This window comes from Candidatus Pelagibacter sp. (assembly GCF_052046145.1).
Lineage (GTDB): Bacteria > Pseudomonadota > Alphaproteobacteria > Pelagibacterales > Pelagibacteraceae > Pelagibacter.
Genome location: NZ_JBNGZR010000001.1, coordinates 1,308,453 through 1,330,391, shown reverse-complemented (window position 1 = coordinate 1,330,391; position 21,939 = coordinate 1,308,453). Strand labels below are relative to the sequence as shown.

The following is a 21,939-nucleotide window of genomic DNA, read 5'->3' as shown; positions in this document are numbered from 1 at the left end:
GAATCGAACTCTCACTTCTTGCGAAACACGATTTTGAGTCGTGCGCGTCTACCAGTTCCGCCATTCGCCCTTGGTATTCAATTAAATTATATTTAATAGTATAAGAACTAAATTTATATTAAAACCAAAAAATGTTTCAAACACTTTACAAAAAATGTTTAGAATTAGCTGCACATAAAACTTCTAATTTTTATTTAGGGCTTGTATCTTTTATAGAAAGTTCTTTTTTTCCTATACCTCCAGATGCAATGATAATCCCAATGGTTATTGCTAAAAAAAATCAATATCTGAAAATATTTTTAATAGCATCAATATTTTCAGTGCTTGGAGGAATATTGGGATATTTGATAGGTTATTTATTTTTTGATTTAGCAATGTATGTAATTGAATTTTATGGTTATCAAGATAGAGTAGAAAATTTAAAATTAAGCATGTCTCAAGGGAGTGGATTCCTGGCATGGCTTAGTATTCTTTTTTTAGCGGGCTTTACTCCATTACCTTATAAAGCCTTTACGATTTCAAGTGGTTTAATTGCTTTTAATCTTCCTGTTTTTATAATTGTTAGTTTAATTTCAAGAGGTCTGAGATTTTTTATTGTTGCCTATTTGTCTTATAAATTTGGAGAATTATTTACAGAGTACATGGAAAAACATGGATCAAAATGGTTCACCATAATTGGAATTATTATAGTTATAATATTTATTATTATTTATTTATTTTTAAAATTTAATGGTTGAGATTAACAAAACAATTACATTAAAATTAATTTTTTTAATTAGCATTATTGCTTTATCTTCAGCATTTTTCATTGAATATGTTTTAGGTCATCAACCTTGTAACTTATGTGTAGTGGAAAGAATTCCATACTTATTATCATTAATAATTATTATATTAAATTATAAATTTATTAATCTTGAAAAATATTTCATTCTTACTCTTATTTTAATTTTTTTAGCAGCTACTATTTTATCTTTATATCATTTAGGTATTGAGCAAGGTTTTATTGAAGAATCATTGGTTTGCGATTTAAAAAATGGCTCCAATTTACTATCAAAAGAAGAAATCTTAAGACAATTACAAGAAAAAAATGTTAGCTGCAAAGATGTTACATTTAAAATTTTAGGATTATCGCTTACAAGTTACAATATTATAATATCAATATTAATAGTATATTTTACGACAAGAGTTTATTTAAGTTATGACAACAATAAATAAAAAGAAAATAGAAGAATTTATTAGAGTTGATCATGCAGGGGAGCGTGGTGCTGTTAAAATTTATGAAGGACAGTTGCTCGCTCTAAATACATTAGTTAAAGATGAAGCTTTAAAAAAAACAATTGAAGAAATGAAAGCTCATGAAAAAGAGCATTCTGATTTTTTTGAAGAAGAAATTAAAAAAAGAAATATAAAACCGACAAAATTTTTACCTTTATGGGATTTATTAGGTGTAGGATTAGGTTTTGGTTCAACTATACTTGGTAAGAAAGCGGCTATGCTTTGCACTGCTTCTGTTGAAGAAGTGATAGATGAACATTATTTAAACCAAATAAAACAACTTGATAATAGTGAATCAAAACTTAAAAAAAAAATAATTAAATTTAGAGAAGATGAATTAAGTCATAAAGATATTGCTTATGAGAAGGGCGCAACAAAAGAAGGTCCTTACTCTATATTAGATAAAATTATTAAAACTGGATCAAAAATTGCAATAAATATTTCTGAGAAAATTTAAGACTCTAGTTCTACATCCCAATATAAGTAATCCATCCAGCTTTTGTGTAAAAAATTTGGAGGGAAATGTTTGCCATTTTTATGTAGATCCTCTGTAGATGGTCGATAAGGGTGCTGATGTAATTTCATACCTGAATATTTTAATAGTTTTCCACCCTTTTTTACATTGCATGCAGAACAAGCTGTTACAACATTATCCCAATTAGTTTCACCCCCTTTTGATCTGGGTAATAAATGATCAAAAGTTAACTCTTCATTGCTTCCACAATATTGACAGGAAAATTTATCTCTTAAAAACACATTAAATCTAGTAAAACTTGGTTTGCTTTGAGGAACAATATAATCCTTTAATGCTATAACACTTGGTAATTTCATATTAAATGATGGACTTCTTATAGTTCTATCATAATTACTAACAATAATAACTCGATCAAGAAAAACAGATTTAACTGTATCCTGCCATGACCACAAAGATAAAGGGTAGTAACTCAGAGGTCTATAATCTGCATTGAGGACTAATGCAGGGCACTTTTCTAATGAGACATTTTGTTCAATAAAGTTATTCATTAATTTAATTTTAACTTAGTTGAACAATTTTATCAATAATTAGAGATGTTAAATTTTTTTTAAAATAAAATTTAAAGCTGTACTTGATGCTTCAATAGGAATATGATGATCACAATTTTTTATTAATAGTGTATCAACTTTAACATTATTTCTAATTAAAAAATCTTTTGCTTCAAGTAAATGGGTAGATGGGACAATTTGATCAGCTTCACCATGTATAAGTAATGTTTCAGTTTTATTTTTGATTCTATTTTTTAAATCATTTTGATTTATTATCTTTCCAGAAAAACCGACTATACATAAAAAATTTTCTCCATATGTAAGACCAACATTTATAGACATCATGCATCCTTGGCTGAATCCTGATAAACATATTTGATTATTTGATAACTTGAACTCTTTTTTTATTTCATTAATAAATTTTTTTAAGACTTCTTCAGCTTTTATTGATTGCTCTAATATGTAATCAGAATCTTCTTTTGTTAAATCAAACCATTGATAACCGGAGGGATTTATAGCACATGGCTCGTGACCATTTGGACAAATAAAGACTGTATTAGGCATATGTCTCTTCCAGTTTAAAGATAACATGCTAATATCCTTTCCATCACCTCCATAACCATGAAGCAAAATAATTGCATTTTTAATTTCAACACCATTTTCTGGTTTAATAATTATGGAATCTAGGCAAAATGTCATAGTAGATAAATTATGTTTTTTATGTAAAAACACAATCTAAAATAAAAAATGATTTCAGGAATATTAATTAAAGTTTTATCAATAGCCCTTTTGATAGCTGTAGGAATAGTTTTAATCTTAGGTATTGGGACTCTTTTTAAGGGAGGAGAGACAAGTAAAAAATATTCAAATAAATTAATGCAGTTAAGAGTTATCTTGCAGTTTATTGCTATTATAGCTTTAGTTGGCTTTGCTTATTTTTTTAAAAATTAGTTATATTTTTTTATCCAATTAATAAAATTTTTATTTTCAAAATCAATTGAACCTATTACTCTAGCAAATTCTTGGCCCTTTTTATCAATTAGAATTGTTGTAGGGATACCTCTTAAAGAAAACATTTTTGCTAATGTCGTAGGTGGATCAAAATAAGGTTCAAAATTTTTAATGTTAAGATCTATAAAAAATTTATCAACTTTATCTAAAGTTTCTTTCCCAATATTAATTGCAAAAATTTTTATATTATCCAATTCTGGATTAGCTTGGAGTTTATCTAAAGATGGCATTTCTTCTTTACAAGGTTCACACCAAGTTGCCCAAAAATTTAATATCAATAGGTTCCCAGTATATTCATTGATATTAATTTTTTGATCATTTTTGTTTAAAAAAATAACATTATCATGTGTTTTTGGTATTTTATGGATTACAATATTTTTAATACCAGGTAGTTCTTCAGCTACGACATTTGTAATCAAAAAAATAAATATTATTAAAAATCTCATGTTAAATAGGTATAATTAAATATCATGACAAAAAATAAAAACAACCAAGCAATCTGGTCCACGCGGATTAAAAAAAATACATCAAGCTTATTTCAAAAAGTCGGTAATTCAATAGATATTGATAAAAGACTTTATAAAGAAGATATCCAGGGATCAATTGCTCATGTTGAGATGCTTTTTAAACAAAAAATAATTTCATTCAAAATAAAAAATAAAATTATTTATGGACTAACAAAAATTAATAAGGAAATAACAAACAATAAATTTGAGTTTAATAAAAAATATGAAGATATTCATATTAATATCGAAAAGAGACTTTTTCAAATAATAGGTGAAGAAGCTGGCTACGTTCACACTGCAAGATCAAGAAATGATCAAGTAATTACTGATTTTAAAATTTGGATGAAAAAATCAAACAACGAAATAAATAATAACATTAATAAAGTTATTAAGAGCACAATTAAGTTAGCTGAAAAAAATGTTGAGACTATTATGCCTGGATTTACACATCTTAAAAATGCTCAAGCTATCTCTTTTGCACATTATTTAATGTCTTATGTAGAAATGTTTAATAGAGACAAAAAGAGATTTGCTAATAATTTAGACAGTTTAAATGAAAATCCTTTAGGTGTTGCGGCTTTAGCAGGAACATCATTTAATATAGATAGAAATTATACAACCAAAAAACTTGGTTTTAAAATACCTACAAATAATTCTATTGATACAGTTTCAGATAGAGATTTTGTTTTAGATTTTTTATACGCTTCATCTGTGTGTGCTATGCATATTTCTAGAATTGCTGAAGAGTTGATTATTTGGAATTCGGATGCTTTTAACTTGATCAATTTATCTGATAAAGTTGTTACCGGATCTTCTATAATGCCACAAAAAAAGAATCCTGATCTTTTAGAGTACTTGCGTGGAAAATCAGGAAGCGCTTATGGAAATTTATTTTCGATGCTTACAATTTTAAAAGGCTTACCACTGTCCTATTTTAAAGATCTGCAAGACGATAAGGAGATTGTTTTTAAATCAAACGACAATCTAAATAATTGTTTAAAAATTTGCGATGAAATACTAAAAAATTGTAATCCAAATAAGAGTAAAATGCTAGAACTTGCTAATTCTGGATATATTACAGCAACTGATTTAGCTGACTATCTTGTAAAAAATCATTCAATGTCTTTTAGAAAAGCATACCAAAAAACTGCTGCAGTAGTTAATTTAGCTGAAAAAAGAAAAAAGAAGTTAAATGAATTAACTTTAGATGAGTTAAAGAAAATTGAACCCAAACTTAAAGAAGATGTATTAAAAGTATTTAATTTAAAAAATTCAATTAATTCGAAAAAATCTTATGGTGGAACTTCTTTTGATAATATTAAAAAAATGATAATGAAATATAAAAGAGAAAAATGATTAAAAAATTTACTATAATTATATTGTTATTTTGTGCCGTTATTTCTTGTGGAAAAAAAGGTGATCCTAAATACGTAGACCCAGATAAAAAAGCAGAAATAAAAAAAGTTTCAGTTAACTTAGCTTAATGAAATACATAAATAAAACACTAACAATAGAAAAAATTAATCTGCAAAAAATTGCAAATAAATTTGGAACTCCATTTTATTCTTACTCCTATTCTAAATTAAAAGAAAATATTAATAATTTTAAAAAAAACTTCAGATCTTTTTCACCACTTATATGCTTTGCAGTTAAATCCAACACAAATATTAATATAATTAGAGAAATTAAAAAATTTGGATTAGGTGCTGATGTTGTTTCAGTAGGAGAACTAATGATGGCACTAAAAGCAGGAATTAATCCAAGCAAAATAGTATTTTCTGGTGTTGGTAAAACAACAAGTGAAATCAGCTATGCTATTGATAAAAAAATTTTGCTTATCAATGCTGAGTCTTTAAGTGAAATAAAAGAAATAAATCGAATAGCAAAATCAAAAAATAAAAGAATAAAAATCGGTGTGAGACTAAACCCCAACACAGATGCAAAAACATTAAGTCAAATATCCACTGGGAAAAAAGAAAATAAATTTGGTGTAAATAAAAATACATTCCATGACATTATAAATTATTGCAAAAATTCAAAAAATATTGATTTAGGATGTCTAAGTGTTCATATAGGCAGTCAAATTTTAGACCATAGACCTTATGAAAAAATGCTTAAAGCGGTCAGTCAAATTCTAAGTAAAACAAATCATAAATTTGAATTTATAGATTTAGGTGGAGGTATGGGCATTACTTACACTGATAAAAATAAAAAACTTAATTATAAAAAATACAACGCAGCTATTCTCAAATTTTTAAGAAAACATAAAGTTAAAATTATATTTGAGCCAGGCAGATCAATTATTGGCGATACAGGGACATTAGTTTCAAAAATAATCTATATTAAAGATAGTGGAAGTAAAAAATTTATAATTTTAGATGCCGCAATGAATGATTTAATGAGACCTGCTTTGTATGGTGCATTTCATAAAACCTTACCTGTTACAAAATCTAACAAAATATCTAAAAAACCATATGAATTTGTAGGTCCTATTTGTGAAAGTACAGATAAATTTGTTACATTAAAAAAATTTCAAGTATTGAATGAAAAAGATTTAATAGCAATATGTGATGTGGGAGCTTATGGAATGTCACTTAGCTCAAATTATAATTTAAGACCTAAACCAGTAGAATTATTAATAAAAGGATCAAAAATTAAAGTAATAAAAAAAAGACAAAAGCATAAAGATATAATTTAGCTTTTGACAAAAATGATAAGAAACTTTTTATTTTCAATATTATTTTTCACTGGAATCATTTTTATTTCGATAATTTTTTTACCATCATTTTTTTTGCCTAGACAGGTAGTTTTGATGGGAGGTAAATTAATGGGCCATTGGGCCAGTTTTTGTTTAAGAATTGTTCTGTCAGTAAAAATTTCAATCAAAGGAAAAGAAAACATTATTAATAATGAAAAATTTTTTATAGCAGCATCTCATCAATCAATGTTTGAAACTTTTTATTTACAAACTATCTTTAACTCGCCTGTATTTATTCTAAAAAAAGAATTATTGTTAATTCCAATATTCGGTTGGTACTTAAAAAAAATAGGATCAATTTCAATAAAAAGAAACAAAGTTACAAAAGATAACTTGGGTTTTTTTGATGATATTTCAAAAATGATGGCTACTTCTAATAGACCTTTAATTATTTTTCCTCAAGGAACTAGAGTTCTTCCAGATGAAAGACCACCTTTTAAAAAAGGTGCTTCGAGAATTTATGAACAGCTAAATGTTACTTGTCAGCCAGTTGCAATTAACTCTGGATATGTATGGCCTAAAAAAGGTAAAAAGAAATCTAATAAAACAATTACAATCTCTATTCTAAAACCAATTCCTTCTGGGTTAACAAAGGAAAATTTTATTCAAATTCTCGAAAAGAATATTTATTCAGAGTTAGATTTAATTAATTAGCCCTTCATAGGCATAACAACAAAAATACTATCGAAATCACCCGGATCTTTTATCAGTGCTGGTGAACCAGTATCATTAAAGAAAATTTCAATTCTATCTCCATCTAATTGTGAAGCAACATCTATCAAATATCTAGAGTTAAAACTTATCTCTAAATCATGATCAAACTTAACAGTTAAAGTTTCTTTACCATCACCACTATTAGTATTATTTACTGACAGATCTAAAGTGTCTTTAGATAAATTGAATTTCACACCATCTTTTTTATCTAATGAAACAGATGCTACTCTATCAACTGAATTTAAAAATAATTTTAAGTCTATTTCTAATTTTTTTTGATTATTTTTAGGTATAACTTGAATGTAATTAGGAAATTTCCCATCAATAAGTTTTGAAATTAAAATACTATTATTTAATTCAAATTTTATTTTTGATTTCACATTTGAAACTTTCACATCTCCATCATAACTATCTAATAAAGAGCAAAGTTGAAAAATTGTTTTTTTGGGTAAAATTATGGGATCAAAATCAATTTTTTCCTCTAATCGAATTTTTGAAATAGACATTCTATGACTATCAGTTGCAACTGCTGTTAAATAATTTTTATCTTCAACTTCTGTTTGATGAAAATAAATTCCACTTAGGTAATGCCTTGTTTCATCATTAGAGACTGAAAATTTACACTTATTTAATAATTTCAATAATTGTTTTGATTTAATTATAAATTCATTTTGATTAAAATTTTCGTCTGTCAGTGGAAACTCTGTAGCACTTATGCAATTCAAATTAAAAATAGATTTTTCAGACTCTACTTGTAATTTACTTATATCAGTTAGAGAAAGATTTATTTTTTTTCCTGAGTTAAATTTTCTTATAATATCATACATGATTGAGGAAGTTGTGGTTGTTTTGCCCTCCTCTAAAATTTCTACATTATTTAATTGATGTATAAATATTAAATCTAGATCAGTCGCAGTGATAGTAAGTTTTGAATTGCTTGCATCTAACAAAATATTAGAAAGTATTGGCAATGTACTTCTTTTTTCAATAACTCCTTGACAATAATTTAATGCTTGCTGAAGATCCTGTTGATTAACGTTAAATTTCATTTTCTTTATTATTATATAAAATCTGGTTTTTTAATTTATTTATATTATCAACCATCTCAGGATCTTTTTCTTTTATCTTTTCAATAGTTTTTACTGAATGAATTATTGTTGTATGGTCTCTGTTAGAAAATTCCCTTCCAATTTCAGGTAATGATTTAGAAGTTAAAATTTTAGTTAAATAAATTGCTGTTTGCCTAGGTCTTACTAAATATCTTGATCTTCTAGATGATAGCATTTCATTCTTGCTGATTTTGAAAAACTTACAAACAATTGTCTGAATTAGATCTATTGTAACCTTATTTTCTCCTAAATTTAATAAATCCTTTAAAACTACTTTAGTTTCAGCAAGATTTGGGACTTTGTTATAGATTCTTGAAAATGAAACAACTCTGTTTATTGCTCCAACTAGTTCCCTTACACTTCCAGTTATTTCATTACTTATAAAATCTTGAATTTCTCTAGAAACTTGTAATTGTTCAGAATACAAAGCATTCAATTCTTCAGTTTTTTTTTCAACTATTTTTTTTCTAAGTTCAAGGTCTGGCTTTTGAATATCAACAACTAATCCACCTGAAAATCTTGATTTAATTCTTTCTTGAATCCTTGATAATTTGTTTGGTGCTCGATCAGCAGATACTATTATTTGAGATCCCTTATCAAGTAATGCATTAAATGTATGAAAGAACTCCTCCTGCATAACCTCTTTTCCACTTATAAACTGGATATCATCGATTAATAAAATATCTGTATTTCTAAAATATTCTTTAAACTTAACCATGTCGTTTGATTTAATTGATTTTACAAACTGATACATGAAACGTTCAGCAGAAATAAACATTACTTTATTATTTTTTTTAAGCTCTAAACCTATTGAATTTAATAAGTGAGTTTTTCCCATCCCAACACCACCATAAATATAAAGTGGATTATAATGAGATATATTTTCTGAAACTTTTAAAGAAGCTTCGTAAGCTAATTTGTTACTTGAACCTGTAATAAAATTATCAAATCTTTTATTTGGATCAATTCGATTATACTGGAGGTAAGAGTCTTTTATAAATGAAACATTTTCATTTATATTATTCTCTTTAATATTATTTTCCTTTAAAGTGATATCTTGGGCTTTTTCGACGATTTTGAACTCAATTCTAATAATGTCCTTTTTATATACCTTAATTATCTTTAATATTTGGTCTAAATACCTTGATGTAATCCAATCTCTAATAAATCTTGTTGGAACAGATAATAATAAGTAATTATTGAATTCCTCGACAAAAGAAATCTTTTTTAACCAGCTCTCATAAACTTCTAAGCCTAGTTTATTTTTCAATTCATTCTGTACTTGCTTCCATTCAAAACTTTGAGAAGAAAAATTATTAATATTTTTTGTATTTGTTAATTTATTCATAACTTAAGGGGAAATCTCAGTTAGAACTATTTAAAAAAATTTGCAACAAGTTAATATAGAAAATTAAAAAAAAATAAAATCTATGATTGTGATTTATATTTTAAAAAATTAATTCTAAATTAAACTTAAATTTAAAATTATAAATTGAATCGAATATAGATTGAATCAATTAATTGATTGAATTAAAATTAAATCAAATATAGATTGAATGACGATAATCCAAATATTTACTAAATCTAAATATAGTAACTTAACACAAAACTTAAATATATAATGTGGATATCAGGAGTTGTTTGAAAATTTAAACTAACGTTTAGATTGCAGCAATTTTTTTTGTTATTCTAGAAACATTTCTAGAAGCATTTTGTTTTTTTATTATTCCGGTTTTTGCAATTTTCATCAACTCAGAGTTTAACTTTGGTAGAAATTTAAGAGCTTCATCTTTCTTTTTATTATCAATTAGAAGGTTCATTTTCTTAAGAGCGTTTCTAAACCTGCTCTTTCTAGCTTTATTTACTGTTGTTTGTCTAGAAATTCTTCTAATTCTCTTAATTGCTGATTTTGTGTTTGCCATCTGCGCAGGGGTATAGCTTGAGAATTTAAAGTGGTCAACTAAATATTTAACTATTTTTGACAAGAATTACAAAAAAAAGTTGATCTATTTGATGTTATTTTTTTTTTTATAATACCCTCACACTGCATACGCTTACAACCAGTGCCGTCTTGCTGATAAACTTTAAACTCTTTTTGAAAGTTACCTTTGTTACCTGAAATATCTTTAAAATCTCTTATACTTGAACCTCCCTTATTAATTGCCTGTTGTAGTATTTTCTTAGAATTTAAAATAATATTCAAACATTCATATTTGTTAAGTCTTTTTGCCTTTTTAAATGGATTTATTTTACTAGCGAAAAGAATTTCACTTGCATAAATATTACCTATTCCAGAAACAAATCTCTGATCAAGTAAGAAACTTTTTATATCCTTATTTTTTTTCTTAAAATAATTAACTACATAATTTAAGTTAAATTTGTCACTAAATGGTTCAGGTCCCATTGATTTAAATCTTCTCTGTAGATCTTGATAATTTTTAATTATTTCAAAAAATCCAAAACGTCTTGGATCATTATAAATTACTTTCAAGTTATCAAATACAAACTCTGCATGATTGTGTTTTTTAGGTAAAAAAGGTGAATGATAAAAACTAGTATTCGTAAATTTTAGAGGCTTTTTTTTATCAAGAATATGAATTGTTCCTGACATTCCTAAATGGATTAAACAATAATCTTCATTTTGAAAATGGATAATCAAATATTTAGAAAATCTACTAACTTCAATTATTTTTTTATTTTTAAGAAAGCTTTCAAAATCACTTGGTATTTTAAACCTTAAATTCCTGTTTCTGATTATTACTTTTTTTATGCTTTTTTTTTTGATCTTTTTATGAAGGGATTGTCTAACAATTTCTACTTCTGGTAATTCTGGCATTTGATACTATATTCAATATATATTTTTTTATGCAACAAAATCTTCAAAATAAAAAAGGACTTGTAGAAAATGTGTTTAATCAGGTCTACAACAAATATGACTTGATGAATGACTTTATGTCTATGGGTGTACATAGATATTGGAAAAAAAGTTTAATCAATATGATGAATCCGAGAGTTAATAGAAAATTAATAGATGTTGCGTGTGGGACGGGGGATGTTGGAAAGTTATTTTTAGATAGCACAAATAAAGAGGCTGAAATTACTTGTGTTGACCCTAATAAAGGAATGATTAGTCAAGGAAAGCAAAAATTATCTAATTACAAAAATGTGAAATGGGTTAATTCTTCAGCAGAAAAATTACCGATAAAACACAACTCATTTGATTATTACACTATTAGCTTCGGGCTAAGAAATACAAAAAATTTAAATAAAGCACTTTCAGAAGCATATAGAGTTTTAAAGCCTGGTGGACGCTATTTATGTCTGGAATTTTCTAAGATTCAAAATTCAAATCTTGATTTTGTATATAAAAATTATTCAAAATTCATTCCTATTATTGGTCAGTTTGTAGTTGGAGAAAAAGAACCTTACGAATATTTAATCAAAAGTATTGAACAATTTATTAATCAAGATGAATTAATAGAGTTGATGGAAAAAAATAATTTTCATAAATGTTCTTATAGAAATCTTTCTGGTGGTATTGTTTCAATTCATAGTGGTTGGAAAATTTAATGATTAAAAAACTTATTACTTTATTTAAATTAGGAAGAAAAATTGCAAAATCAGATATTTTAAAAATTGCATCAAAAATTAAAAAACCTCCTTTAGCTGTAACAATATTGTTCCAATTTTTATCCATTTCATTTGAAAAAAAGGAACAAAATAATTTAATTGAAGATGATGGAGAAAGACTATCTAGATCATTAGAATCTATGGGTACAACTTTCATCAAACTTGGACAATTTCTTGCTACTAGACCTGATATAATTGGAGAAGAATTATCTTTAAAGCTGGAAAAACTTCAAGATCGATTGCCCCCTTTTTCAATTCATGAAGCAAAAGAAATTATTAAAGAAGATCTCGGTGTCGATGCGTTTAATTCTATAATTGATTTAAGTGAACCAGTTGCTGCTGCTTCGATTGCACAAGTTCATAAAGCAAAAATAAATGACAATGGAACTATTAAAGATGTGGCAATAAAAATTTTAAGACCAAATATAAAAAAAATATTCAATGAAGAAATAGATGCGATGATGTTATTTGCATTTATTATTGAGTCATTAGTAAAAAAAACAAAAAGATTAAAACTTGTTGAAGTTGTTTTTTTACTTAAAGAAATAACTAATCTTGAAATGGATTTAAGATTCGAAGCTGCTGCAGCAAATGAATATGCAGAAAATACAAAAAATGATGCTGGATTTAAAGTTCCTGAGATTTATTGGAATTTTACCAGTGAAAATGTAATGACTTTGGATTGGATAGATGGAATTTCAATAAGAGAAGCTGAGGAGCTTAAGAAAAGAAATTTAGATACTAATAAAATAGCTGAAGATATTATCCAACATTTTTTGAGACATGCTGTAAGAGATGGTTTTTTTCATGCAGACATGCATCAAGGAAATATTTTTGTTGATAATAGTGGCCAGATTGTCCCTATAGATTTTGGGATTATGGGTAGATTAGATAAACTTAGTAAAAGGTTTTTAGCAGAAATTTTATTTGGATTTATTAAAAGAGATTATCGCAAAGTAGCTGAAGTTCACTTGGTTGCTGGATTAGTTCCTAAAGAAGTGCCAATCGATGATCTAGCTCAAGCTTTGAGATCTATTGGTGAACCTATATTTGGTCAAGAAGTAAAAGATATTTCAGGAGGTAAATTACTCAAACAATTGTTTGATGTAACAGAAAAGTTTAATATGCAAACTCAACCTCAATTATTAATGTTGCAAAAAACTATGGTTGTTGTTGAAGGAGTGGCAAGAAAATTAAATCCAAACACAAATATTTGGACAACTTCAAAGCCTGTACTAGAAAATTGGCTTAAAGAAACCAAAGATCCAATTAATAATTTAAATGAAACTTTAAAAAATACATCTGAAGTGATTAAACGTTTACCAGAATTTCCTGAGATTATGGATAAAGCAAATCAAGCATTAACGTTTTTAGCTAGTGGTCAAATTCCACAAAATTCAAATTCTTACACCGCTCTGAATGATAAGAAATCAGAAATGATAGCATTTAGAAATCAATCTATTATTGGTTTATTACTTCTTGTAATTTTTGGCCTTATAGTATTTTAATTCTGCAGATGAAAAATTTGATAAATAAAAAAATACTATTTATTATTTGTGGAGGAATATCTGCTTATAAAAGTCTTGAAACAATTAGGCTTTTTAAAAAGAATGGTGCAGAAATAAAGACAATTCTTACAACAAGTGCAAAAGAGTTTGTAACTCCGCTTTCAATAACATCACTTTCTCAAGGTAAAGTTTATAGTGATTTATTTAGTTTAGAAAATGAGGCTGAAATGGATCATATTTCACTTTCAAGATGGGCAGATATAATTGTAATTGCACCTGCAACGGCAAATACAATTTCTAAACTAGCTCAAGGAACAACTGATGATTTAGCATCCACTGTTGTTTTGGCATCAGATAAAGACATTATTTTAGCACCAGCAATGAATGTAAGAATGTGGGAGCATCCAACTACTAAAACAAATATAAAAAAATTAAAAGGTTTTGGATATAAACTAATAGGTCCAGATGTTGGTGATATGGCATGCGGTGAATATGGAGAGGGTAAAATGTCAGACCCATCAGTAATTGCTGAAGAAGTTGATAAATATTTCTTAACTCAAAAAAATAATAAAAAATTTAAAGCATTAGTTACAGCAGGTCCAACAAATGAGTACATAGATCCAGTTCGTTTTATTACAAATAAATCAAGTGGCAAACAAGGATATGAATTAGCAAAATCATTATCCAAAAAAGGTTTTGATACAACATTAATATCAGGTCCAACTAATCTTGAAATAACTAAAGATATTAATCTTATAAAAGTTGAAACAGCAGATGAAATGTTAGTTGCTACTCAAGAAAATTTACCTGTTGATGTAGCAATTTTTTCTGCTGCGGTAGCTGATTTTAAAATAAACAAAAAGCATGAAAATAAAATTAAAAAACAAGAGAACTTAAACTTAAATTTAGAAAAGAATGTAGACATACTTCATTATGTGTCTAACCATAACTCTATGAGACCTGAACTTGTAATAGGATTTGCAGCAGAAACTAATCAGATCAATAAAAATGCAGAGGAAAAATTAAACAAGAAAAATTGTGACTGGATAATTTCTAATGATGTATCAAATAAAGATATAGGGTTTAATTCTGATTATAATGAGGTAACAATTCATTATAAAAACAAAGATGTTAAAAAAGAAAAACTTTCATATAAAAAAAAATCTGGAATTTCTGATGAAATAGTTGATAGAATAATTGATCAATTAAATTAATGGCAAAAGTTCATATCAAAAAGTTAGACCCTGAGGTTGAATTACCTGCTTACAAAACAGAAGGTGCATCTGGTATGGATTTAATGGCATTAGTAAAAGAACCCATCAATCTTAAACCAAACTCATCATGTTTAGTTCCAACAGGGCTTGCTGTTGCATTTTCAAATGATTTCGAAATCCAAATAAGGCCAAGATCTGGTTTAGCTGCAAAAAACAGTATAAGTATTTTAAATACACCTGGAACTATTGATAGTGATTACAGGGGAGAAATAAAAGTAATCCTTTTTAATCACGGTAAAAATGATTTCTTGATAAATAATAAAGATAGAATAGCACAAATGATTTTAACTCCTGTAATTAAAATGGATCTTGAGGAAACTGATGATCTACCAGAAACAATTAGAGGAGAAGGTGGTTTTGGCTCTACTGGAAAATGAGCAAAAATTTAAGCAAAAAAGAAATAGATAAATTTTCTAGACAAATAATTTTAAAAAACATAGGTCCGTTAGGACAAAAAAAAATCCAAGACTCAAAGGTTTTAATAATTGGGATGGGTGGTCTAGGATGTCCAGCGGCTGATTTTTTGACCCGATCTGGCATTGGGAAACTAGGAATTGTTGATCATGACACCGTTAGCCTATCAAATATTCATAGACAAAGTTTATATGATGAAAAAGATTTAAATCACTCAAAAGTTATAATTGCCAAAAAAAAACTAAATAAAATAAACCCAAAAACAAAAATAAATCTTTATAACTTTAAAATGGATAGAGTAAAATTTGAAAAAATAATAAAAAATTATGACTTCATTATTGATGGTACTGACAATTTTGAAAGTAAATTTTTAATAAATGATTTAAGTTTTAAATATAAAAAATTTCTTGTGACTGGAGCAATTAGTAAATTTGATGGTCATATTTTTACTTTTAATTTTATAGATAAAAATACTCCTTCTTTACGAGACTTTTATCAAGAGGAAGTTATTACTGATGAAATATTAAACTGTGAATATGAAGGAATATTGGGACCAGTAGCAGGAACAATTGGAACAATGCTAGCTAATGAAGTTTTAAAAAAAATATTAAAAATTGGTCAAAATTTAAATGGATTTATTCTTATTATAGATTTATTAAATTTAAGCTTTAGAAAAGTTAAATTAAATAAAACAAAGAAAAGTGAAAATAAAAAATCTAATAAATAATATTTTTATATTCTCTCTTTTAATATTCTTTATTACCTCAAGTAATGCAGGAGAAATATTCGTTTCTCTTAAAAAAAATAAGGTAAACGTACGCTATGGACCAAGTTTTGAATCTGACATCAAGTATGTTTACAAGAAAATAAATTTACCTTTAAAACAAATCGATAAAAAAGAAAATTTTAGACGAATTATAGATTTAAAAAATAACAGTGGTTGGATTCATATTTCACAATTAAAAAAAAGTAATTCAGTAATAGCCATAAAAGATAAAGTTTTATTTAAGAAACCTACATCTTTTGCTAAACCAGTTGCTCAAATAAAAGAAGGAAGATTACTAATTATAGAAAAGTGTGAACGAAATTGGTGCAAAATTACATCAGAAGAATTTGAAGGTTGGATTAAAACAGATAATATTTGGGGACTAAATTAACTAAAATCAGTAGATAAAGAGGCTATATTTTCTTTAGATAATTTTGTGCTATGAGAATACTCTTTATGATCAATTCCAAGCTCAATTTCTGAGCTATTAGATTGAAATTTTTCTATTTGATCATCAGTAAAATTAAAATGAATAAACTGTACTGATGAAGCTTTTCCTTCAGAAGAAGTTCTATCAACATCTTCTTCGGCAACAGCTTTAATTTTCTCACCATTTATTTTCATAAATACTGTTTCTTCTATTCCACCAACTTTTCCAAGAAAGGCAGCCCTTGAAATAGGATTATCTATTTCAAACATTAAAGTTGCAGTTAGTTCTTTGCCGTTAGGTATTAAAGGATTGTACGCAGTTAACTCATCCTGAAGTTGCTCATCACCACCTTTTTCAATGTATAGCATTTCTTGTACTTGAGCTAACATTGTTTCATAACTTTCAAAATAAAAAGTAGCATAAGGCCCTAAAGCAACTCTTCTATTTTTTTTATAATCAACGATACTTTTTCTTAATTCACGTCTCTTTTCTATATAAACATCTAAAGGCATAATGTCTTCTTTTTGAATTTCTCTTTTATCTCTAGGCATAATCATAAGTTATAGCTTTTAGCCACCAATTCGATAGGGTGTAGTGCCTCATCATTAGATATGTTTGTATCAACTTCTAACTGTTTTAAATGTTTACCAGCTAAAGGACAATCAGAAGCCATATACTTATTATTTTTAGTTTTTATTTGTCTTGCTGTAGGTCTTCCAACTTTATTTGCTAAATCATGAGTTTCTTTCATTACTCCAAAAGTTCCTCCATGACCTGCACATCTTTCAACTACATCAATTTTAATGTTTGGTATCAATTTTAACATATCTCTTGCTTTGATACCCATATTCTGTGCTCTAGCATGACAAGCATGATGCACTGTTACTCCTCCATCAATCTCATTTAATCCTTCTGCTAATCCCTCATTATTTGCAATATCCACAACATACTCATCAATATCCATAACATTTGAAGATAATTTTTTTATTTTTTCATCGTTTGGTAATAACAAGGGCCATTCAAATTTTAACATCAATCCACAACTAGCTGTTAACGTTACTACTTTATATCCTTTATCAATCCATTCATTTAAATCTTTAGAAACTTTTTTCGCTTGTTCAACAACTTTTGGCAGATCTGCTTGCTCTAAAAATGGCATCCCACAACAACCAGGATAAGCTTCTTGAACCTCTACACCATTTTTTTTCAAAACTTTTAAAGCAGCAACACCCGTATTTTTTTTATTAAAATTTACAAAACAAGTTGAATAAATAACTACTTTTCTTTCTTTAGAAGGTGTTAGATAATTTATCTTATCTTTATTTTTTTTAAAAAAATATGAAAAAGTTTCTGAGTTATATTTTGGTAACTGAACTCTTTTATCTATTCCGATAATTAGTTCTAAGATCTTTCTAATTAATTTATTTTTAATATTTGATGCCCAATTAACTATTTTTGAGAACATAATACCAATTTTAGCGTTTCGATCTATTTGAGCTAATTGTGTTGGTACACTTGGTAGTTTACCTAATTTTTTTTGAGCCGTTCTATATCGCAGCATTAAATGTGGAAAATCCAAATCAAAATCATGAGGTGGAACATATGGGCATTTAGTCATAAAACACATATCGCACAAAGTACATGCATCAACGACGGGAGCAAATTGATCACTAGATAAGCTTTCAACATCTTCATTTTTAGACTCATCAATCATGTCAAAGAGCTTAGGAAATGAATCACAAAGATTAAAACATCTTCTACATCCATGACAAATATCAAACACTCTTCTCATTTCAGCATCTAATTTTTCAGGATTTAAAAAATCAGGATGCTGAAAATCTATAGGATGTCGTATAGGTGCACCTAAACTTCCTTCTTTGCTCATATAATAAGTTTTTTGAAATTCGAATTATTTTTAGTGGGCGACTAACGCCCACTAAGAAATTTGATTAGCTAATAGACTCTAAAGTTTTTTGAAATTTACCAGCGTGTGATTTTTCAGCTTTAGCTAAAGTTTCAAACCAGTCAGCAATTTCTTCAAAGCCTTCTTCTCTAGCTGTTTTAGCCATACCAGGGTACATATCAGTATACTCATGAGTTTCGCCTTGTACTGCCGAAGCTAAATTTGCTTTTGTTTCACCAATTGGCATACCAGTTCCTGGATCACCAACTTCTTCTAGATACTCCAAATGACCATGTGCGTGACCAGTTTCACCTTCGGCTGTAGATCTAAAAACTGCAGCTACATCATTGTAACCTTCTATGTCAGCTTTTTGTGCGAAATAAAGATATCTTCTATTTGCTTGACTTTCACCAGCAAACGCTTCTTTCAAATTTTCTTCTGTTTTACTTCCTTTTAAAGACATTTTTTCTCCTTTTTAATGATTAACAAATCATATAATGCATATTAACAGTATGTCAATAGTTTAGAATTATTATAATGTAGATTTTAAGTGTATGATTTAATTAAATTATTTTTGAGTTTGATTATCACTCGCAACTCTAACTAACACTTCAACTGAATTTATTTTTTTTCCTGTAATATTTTTTCTAATGTTTATTTTGTCTATATCGCTCTCATCACAATCAATCAACTCATGCGTATCTTCATCAAAAAAATGATGATGTGCTGATGTGTTTGTATCAAAATAACTTCTGTGACTATCGATTGAAATTTCTTTTAAATATCCTTTTTTTTCAAATGCATGAACTGTGTTATAAACTGTGGCCAGAGATATCTTTTCATTCATTTTTTCAGATATCATTTTAACCAAATCGTTAATTGTGAAATGGAAAGTTTTTTCTCTATTATACAAAACTTCACAAATTTTTATTCTTTGCTTGGTCGGTCTAAGCCCAACTTCTCTTAATTTTTCAATAAAATTGCAGTTTTTTGGCATTGTTTTTTATAATTATTCTAAAGTATGAATTAAAATATAGTGTTTTATTATATTATATTAGGATTAAATCAAGTATTAAGGGTGCTCTAATATGAAAAAAAACTCATACTCCTATGATGATCTAATAACTTGTGGTAATGGCGATCTTTTTGGTCCTGGTAATGCAAAATTACCACTCCCACCAATGCTTATGTTTGACAGAATAACAGAAATCAATGAAAATAATGGAGCATTTAATAAAGGCTCTTTAAAAGCTGAATTAGATATTAAAGATAATCTTTGGTTTTTTGATTGTCATTTTAAAAAAGATCCAGTTATGCCAGGGTGCCTAGGTTTAGATGCTATGTGGCAACTGGTAGGTTTTTTTCTAGGTTGGCTAGGAAATCCTGGAAAAGGAAGAGCTCTAGGAGTGGGTACTGTGAAATTTACAGGCGAAGTATTACAGAGTGTAAAAAATGTAAGATATGAAATAGATATGAAAAAAATTATGTCTCCTGGAGGAACAACTGTTGGGCTTGCAAATGGAATTGTTCTTGCAGATAATAAAAAAATATATTCAGCAGAAAGTTTAAAAGTGGGGTTATTTAAATAATGAGAAGAGTAGTTATTACAGGTTTAGGAGTTGTTTCTTGTTTAGGAAATAATCAAGAAGAAGTTCATCAATCTTTATTAAATTCAAAATCAGGAATTTCTTATGCTGAAGATTATAAAGAGCATAACCTGAAAAGCCATGTTCACGGTAAACCAAATATTAAACTTGAGGATCATATAGATAGAAAAACAATTAGATTTATGGGATCAGGCTCAGCTTACAATTATATTGCAATGAAAGAAGCTATTGAAGACTCTGGATTAGAAGAAAGTGAAGTAAGTAATTTTAAAACTGGAATTGTAATGGGCTCAGGTGGACCTTCTATAGAAAATGTAATTTTAGCTGCAGATAAAACTAGAGCGAAGACACCAAAATTAATGGGACCTTTTATTGTTCCGAGAACTATGGCCAGTACTGCTTCTGCAACACTTGCTGTGCCATTTAAAATTAAAGGAACTAACTACACAATGAGTTCTGCATGTGCAACTAGTGGGCATTGCATAGGAAATTCTATGGAATTAATTCAAATGGGTAAACAGGATGTTGTTTTTGCAGGTGGTAGTGAAGAAATTCATTGGGCAATGACAGCAATGTTTGACGCAATGACAGCTTTATCATCAAAATATAATGACACTCCACAATCTGCGTCTAGAGCTTATGACAAAACTAGAGATGGGTTTGTAATTGCAGGCGGTGCAGGCGTATTAGTACTTGAAGAATACGAACATGCTAAAGCAAGAGGAGCTAAAATATACGCAGAATTAACTGGTTATGGAGCAACTTCGGATGGATACGACATGGTAGCGCCATCGGGTGAAGGTGCTGTTAGATGTATGAAAATGGCAATGGCAACTGCTAAAAATAAAATTGATTATATTAATACTCATGGAACATCTACTCCAGTTGGAGATATAACTGAGCTTAATGCTATTAAGGAAACTTTTGGAGACAATGTTCCTAAAATAAGTTCAACAAAATCTTTATCGGGTCATCCTTTAGGGGCTGCTTCAGTGCATGAAGCAATCTATTGCTTGATAATGATGAAAAATAATTTCATAACAGGATCAGCAAATATTACAGATATGGATGATGATGCTAAAAAATTTCCAATTGTTGCGAAAACTGAAACAGGAGCAACCTTAAATACAGTAATGTCAAATAGCTTTGGCTTTGGTGGAACTAATGCAGCTTTAATTTTTGAAAAGGTTTAGTTTATGAGTTTGATGAAAGGTAAAAAAGGATTAATCATGGGGGTTGCGAATGAAAGATCTATTGCTTGGGGTATTTCTCAAAAACTTGCAGAGGCTGGAGCTGAATTAGCATTTACTTATTTAGGTGACGCTTTAAAAAAAAGAGTAGTTCCTTTAGCAGAAAAATTAAATTCAAATGTTACATTTAGTTGTGATGTTGAAAAAAAAGAAGAAGTAGTAAAATTATTTGAAGATACCAAATCTCAATGGGGTGAAATTGATTTTGTAGTTCATGCAGTTGCTTTTTCAGATAAATCAGAATTGTCAGGTGAATATTTAAATACTACTAGAGAAAACTTTTTAAGAAGTATGTTAATTTCATGCTTTTCATTCACCGAGGTTGCGAAAGAAGCATCTAAGGTAATGAAAGAAGGTGGTAGTATGTTAACTTTAACTTACGAGTCCACAAAAGCTATTCCAAATTATAATGTAATGGGTGTTTGTAAATCAGCATTAGAAGCAAGTGTAAAATACTTAGCTAGAGACTTAGGTGCCAAAGGTATTAGGGTAAATGCAATAAGTGCAGGACCCATAAAAACGTTAGCTGCATCTGCAATTGGAGATGCAAAATTTCTTTATAAGTGGAATGAAGACCATTCTTTTCTTAAAAGAAATGTAGATATTCACGATGTTGGAAATTCAGCATTATATTTATTAAGTAACCTTGCAAATGGGGTTACTGGCGAAATCCACTATGTAGATGCTGGATATAACAAAGTTGGTATGCCAGATCCTAAGAATATAAGCTAGATCAAATCAAAGGTATGGAAATCCTAATA

At 27.9% G+C, this 21,939-nt stretch carries 28 protein-coding genes; 17 read left to right on the top strand and 11 right to left on the bottom strand.

Translation table 11 applies throughout. The features are described 5' to 3' along the window. Positions 1-131: 131 nt before the first annotated feature. From ACTT88_RS07170 to ACTT88_RS07160, 3 genes are read left to right on the top strand one after another with little or no spacing between them, the layout of a single operon-like run. Complete coding sequence (locus ACTT88_RS07170; protein WP_440908611.1) at positions 132-737, top strand: YqaA family protein; 606 nt, start codon at positions 132-134, stop codon at positions 735-737. Next, entirely contained in the window at positions 730-1,215 is a 486-nt protein-coding gene (locus ACTT88_RS07165; protein ID WP_440908610.1) for a disulfide bond formation protein B, read from the top strand. Before ACTT88_RS07170 ends, ACTT88_RS07165 begins: the two co-directional genes overlap by 8 nt. Further along, positions 1,199-1,732, top strand: a complete 534-nt coding sequence (locus ACTT88_RS07160) for a demethoxyubiquinone hydroxylase family protein (protein ID WP_440908609.1) — start codon at positions 1,199-1,201, stop codon at positions 1,730-1,732. Before ACTT88_RS07165 ends, ACTT88_RS07160 begins: the two co-directional genes overlap by 17 nt. Here ACTT88_RS07160 and ACTT88_RS07155 read toward each other — a convergent pair. Together ACTT88_RS07155 and ACTT88_RS07150 are read right to left on the bottom strand one after the other, a co-directional pair. Further along, positions 1,729-2,298 (bottom strand): HNH endonuclease, encoded by a 570-nt coding sequence (locus ACTT88_RS07155; RefSeq protein WP_440908608.1) that lies wholly within the window; start codon positions 2,296-2,298, stop codon positions 1,729-1,731. The genes ACTT88_RS07160 and ACTT88_RS07155 overlap by 4 nt on opposite strands. A gap of 48 nt (positions 2,299-2,346) precedes the next feature. Further along, positions 2,347-2,997: an alpha/beta hydrolase gene (locus ACTT88_RS07150; protein ID WP_440908607.1), complete on the bottom strand. Its 651-nt coding sequence runs from the start codon at positions 2,995-2,997 to the stop codon at positions 2,347-2,349. A gap of 48 nt (positions 2,998-3,045) precedes the next feature. Here ACTT88_RS07150 and ACTT88_RS07145 point away from each other — a divergent pair, with 48 nt between their 5' ends. After that, positions 3,046-3,249 (top strand): twin transmembrane helix small protein, encoded by a 204-nt coding sequence (locus tag ACTT88_RS07145; RefSeq protein WP_440908606.1) that lies wholly within the window; start codon positions 3,046-3,048, stop codon positions 3,247-3,249. Here the strand turns inward: ACTT88_RS07145 and ACTT88_RS07140 are convergent. Further along, a complete protein-coding gene (locus tag ACTT88_RS07140; protein WP_440908605.1) occupies positions 3,246-3,755 on the bottom strand; it encodes a TlpA family protein disulfide reductase in 510 nt (169 codons plus the stop codon). The genes ACTT88_RS07145 and ACTT88_RS07140 overlap by 4 nt on opposite strands. A gap of 24 nt (positions 3,756-3,779) precedes the next feature. On the opposite strand from ACTT88_RS07140, the gene argH reads away from it, so the two are divergent. The 4 genes from argH to ACTT88_RS07120 are packed head-to-tail and all read left to right on the top strand — an operon-like array spanning position 3,780 to position 7,227. Next, positions 3,780-5,171, top strand: a complete 1,392-nt coding sequence (argH, locus tag ACTT88_RS07135; RefSeq protein ID WP_440908604.1) for an argininosuccinate lyase — start codon at positions 3,780-3,782, stop codon at positions 5,169-5,171. Further along, complete coding sequence (locus ACTT88_RS07130) at positions 5,168-5,299, top strand: hypothetical protein (protein ID WP_440908603.1); 132 nt, start codon at positions 5,168-5,170, stop codon at positions 5,297-5,299. The genes argH and ACTT88_RS07130 overlap by 4 nt, the downstream gene beginning before the upstream one ends. Next, entirely contained in the window at positions 5,299-6,513 is a 1,215-nt protein-coding gene (gene lysA / locus ACTT88_RS07125) for a diaminopimelate decarboxylase (protein ID WP_440908602.1), read from the top strand. Before ACTT88_RS07130 ends, lysA begins: the two co-directional genes overlap by 1 nt. 12 nt (positions 6,514-6,525) lie before the next feature. Continuing rightward, positions 6,526-7,227 (top strand): lysophospholipid acyltransferase family protein, encoded by a 702-nt coding sequence (locus tag ACTT88_RS07120; RefSeq protein WP_440908601.1) that lies wholly within the window; start codon positions 6,526-6,528, stop codon positions 7,225-7,227. Here ACTT88_RS07120 and dnaN read toward each other — a convergent pair. The 4 genes from dnaN to mutM form a co-directional block, all read right to left on the bottom strand. Beyond that, on the bottom strand, positions 7,224-8,336 hold the full coding sequence (dnaN, locus tag ACTT88_RS07115) for a DNA polymerase III subunit beta (RefSeq protein WP_440908600.1): 1,113 nt from the start codon (positions 8,334-8,336) through the stop codon (positions 7,224-7,226). The genes ACTT88_RS07120 and dnaN overlap by 4 nt on opposite strands. After that, on the bottom strand, positions 8,326-9,744 hold the full coding sequence (gene dnaA, locus ACTT88_RS07110) for a chromosomal replication initiator protein DnaA (RefSeq protein ID WP_440908599.1): 1,419 nt from the start codon (positions 9,742-9,744) through the stop codon (positions 8,326-8,328). The genes dnaN and dnaA overlap by 11 nt, the downstream gene beginning before the upstream one ends. Positions 9,745-10,057: 313 nt before the next feature. After that, positions 10,058-10,318 (bottom strand): 30S ribosomal protein S20, encoded by a 261-nt coding sequence (rpsT, locus tag ACTT88_RS07105; RefSeq protein ID WP_440908598.1) that lies wholly within the window; start codon positions 10,316-10,318, stop codon positions 10,058-10,060. Positions 10,319-10,368: 50 nt separating this feature from the next. Continuing rightward, positions 10,369-11,232: a bifunctional DNA-formamidopyrimidine glycosylase/DNA-(apurinic or apyrimidinic site) lyase gene (gene mutM, locus ACTT88_RS07100; protein WP_440908597.1), complete on the bottom strand. Its 864-nt coding sequence runs from the start codon at positions 11,230-11,232 to the stop codon at positions 10,369-10,371. Positions 11,233-11,261: 29 nt separating this feature from the next. Between mutM and ubiE the strand changes: the two genes are divergently transcribed. The 6 genes from ubiE to ACTT88_RS07070 are packed head-to-tail and all read left to right on the top strand — an operon-like array spanning position 11,262 to position 16,379. After that, the gene (gene ubiE / locus ACTT88_RS07095; RefSeq protein WP_440908596.1) at positions 11,262-11,966 is read left to right on the top strand and encodes a bifunctional demethylmenaquinone methyltransferase/2-methoxy-6-polyprenyl-1,4-benzoquinol methylase UbiE; all 705 of its coding nucleotides are present in this window, start codon (positions 11,262-11,264) and stop codon (positions 11,964-11,966) included. Next, positions 11,966-13,534: a 2-polyprenylphenol 6-hydroxylase gene (gene ubiB, locus ACTT88_RS07090; RefSeq protein ID WP_440908595.1), complete on the top strand. Its 1,569-nt coding sequence runs from the start codon at positions 11,966-11,968 to the stop codon at positions 13,532-13,534. Before ubiE ends, ubiB begins: the two co-directional genes overlap by 1 nt. Positions 13,535-13,542: 8 nt before the next feature. Next, positions 13,543-14,748, top strand: coding sequence for a bifunctional phosphopantothenoylcysteine decarboxylase/phosphopantothenate--cysteine ligase CoaBC (coaBC, locus tag ACTT88_RS07085; RefSeq protein WP_440908594.1), 1,206 nt, complete (start codon positions 13,543-13,545; stop codon positions 14,746-14,748). Further along, the gene (gene dut, locus ACTT88_RS07080) at positions 14,748-15,185 is read left to right on the top strand and encodes a dUTP diphosphatase (protein WP_440908593.1); all 438 of its coding nucleotides are present in this window, start codon (positions 14,748-14,750) and stop codon (positions 15,183-15,185) included. Before coaBC ends, dut begins: the two co-directional genes overlap by 1 nt. Beyond that, entirely contained in the window at positions 15,182-15,949 is a 768-nt protein-coding gene (locus tag ACTT88_RS07075; RefSeq protein ID WP_440908592.1) for a HesA/MoeB/ThiF family protein, read from the top strand. The genes dut and ACTT88_RS07075 overlap by 4 nt, the downstream gene beginning before the upstream one ends. Continuing rightward, entirely contained in the window at positions 15,924-16,379 is a 456-nt protein-coding gene (locus ACTT88_RS07070; protein ID WP_440908591.1) for an SH3 domain-containing protein, read from the top strand. Before ACTT88_RS07075 ends, ACTT88_RS07070 begins: the two co-directional genes overlap by 26 nt. On the opposite strand, the gene ACTT88_RS07065 is transcribed toward ACTT88_RS07070, so the two are convergent. The 4 genes from ACTT88_RS07065 to ACTT88_RS07050 all read right to left on the bottom strand — a co-directional run bounded on the left by ACTT88_RS07065 (position 16,376) and on the right by ACTT88_RS07050 (position 19,318). Then, positions 16,376-16,969 carry a DUF3501 family protein gene (locus ACTT88_RS07065; RefSeq protein ID WP_440908590.1) on the bottom strand — a complete coding sequence of 198 codons (594 nt, stop codon included), beginning with the start codon at positions 16,967-16,969 and terminating at the stop codon, positions 16,376-16,378. The two genes, ACTT88_RS07070 and ACTT88_RS07065, sit on opposite strands and share 4 nt — an antisense overlap. Positions 16,970-16,971: 2 nt before the next feature. After that, positions 16,972-18,303, bottom strand: a complete 1,332-nt coding sequence (locus tag ACTT88_RS07060) for a (Fe-S)-binding protein (protein WP_440908589.1) — start codon at positions 18,301-18,303, stop codon at positions 16,972-16,974. A 64-nt stretch (positions 18,304-18,367) separates the two neighbouring features. Continuing rightward, positions 18,368-18,784 carry a rubrerythrin family protein gene (locus ACTT88_RS07055; RefSeq protein ID WP_075485664.1) on the bottom strand — a complete coding sequence of 139 codons (417 nt, stop codon included), beginning with the start codon at positions 18,782-18,784 and terminating at the stop codon, positions 18,368-18,370. A gap of 105 nt (positions 18,785-18,889) precedes the next feature. Then, positions 18,890-19,318: a Fur family transcriptional regulator gene (locus ACTT88_RS07050; protein ID WP_440908588.1), complete on the bottom strand. Its 429-nt coding sequence runs from the start codon at positions 19,316-19,318 to the stop codon at positions 18,890-18,892. 91 nt (positions 19,319-19,409) lie between these two features. Between ACTT88_RS07050 and fabA the strand changes: the two genes are divergently transcribed. Genes fabA through ACTT88_RS07035 form a run of 3 tightly spaced genes read left to right on the top strand, consistent with a single transcriptional unit; the run spans position 19,410 to position 21,910 of the window. Continuing rightward, on the top strand, positions 19,410-19,910 hold the full coding sequence (gene fabA, locus ACTT88_RS07045) for a bifunctional 3-hydroxydecanoyl-ACP dehydratase/trans-2-decenoyl-ACP isomerase (protein WP_440908587.1): 501 nt from the start codon (positions 19,410-19,412) through the stop codon (positions 19,908-19,910). Beyond that, positions 19,910-21,121 (top strand): beta-ketoacyl-ACP synthase I, encoded by a 1,212-nt coding sequence (gene fabB, locus ACTT88_RS07040; RefSeq protein WP_440908586.1) that lies wholly within the window; start codon positions 19,910-19,912, stop codon positions 21,119-21,121. Before fabA ends, fabB begins: the two co-directional genes overlap by 1 nt. Before the next feature lie 3 nt (positions 21,122-21,124). Then, positions 21,125-21,910 (top strand): enoyl-ACP reductase FabI, encoded by a 786-nt coding sequence (locus ACTT88_RS07035; protein WP_440908585.1) that lies wholly within the window; start codon positions 21,125-21,127, stop codon positions 21,908-21,910. The last annotated feature ends 29 nt before the right edge of the window (positions 21,911-21,939 follow it).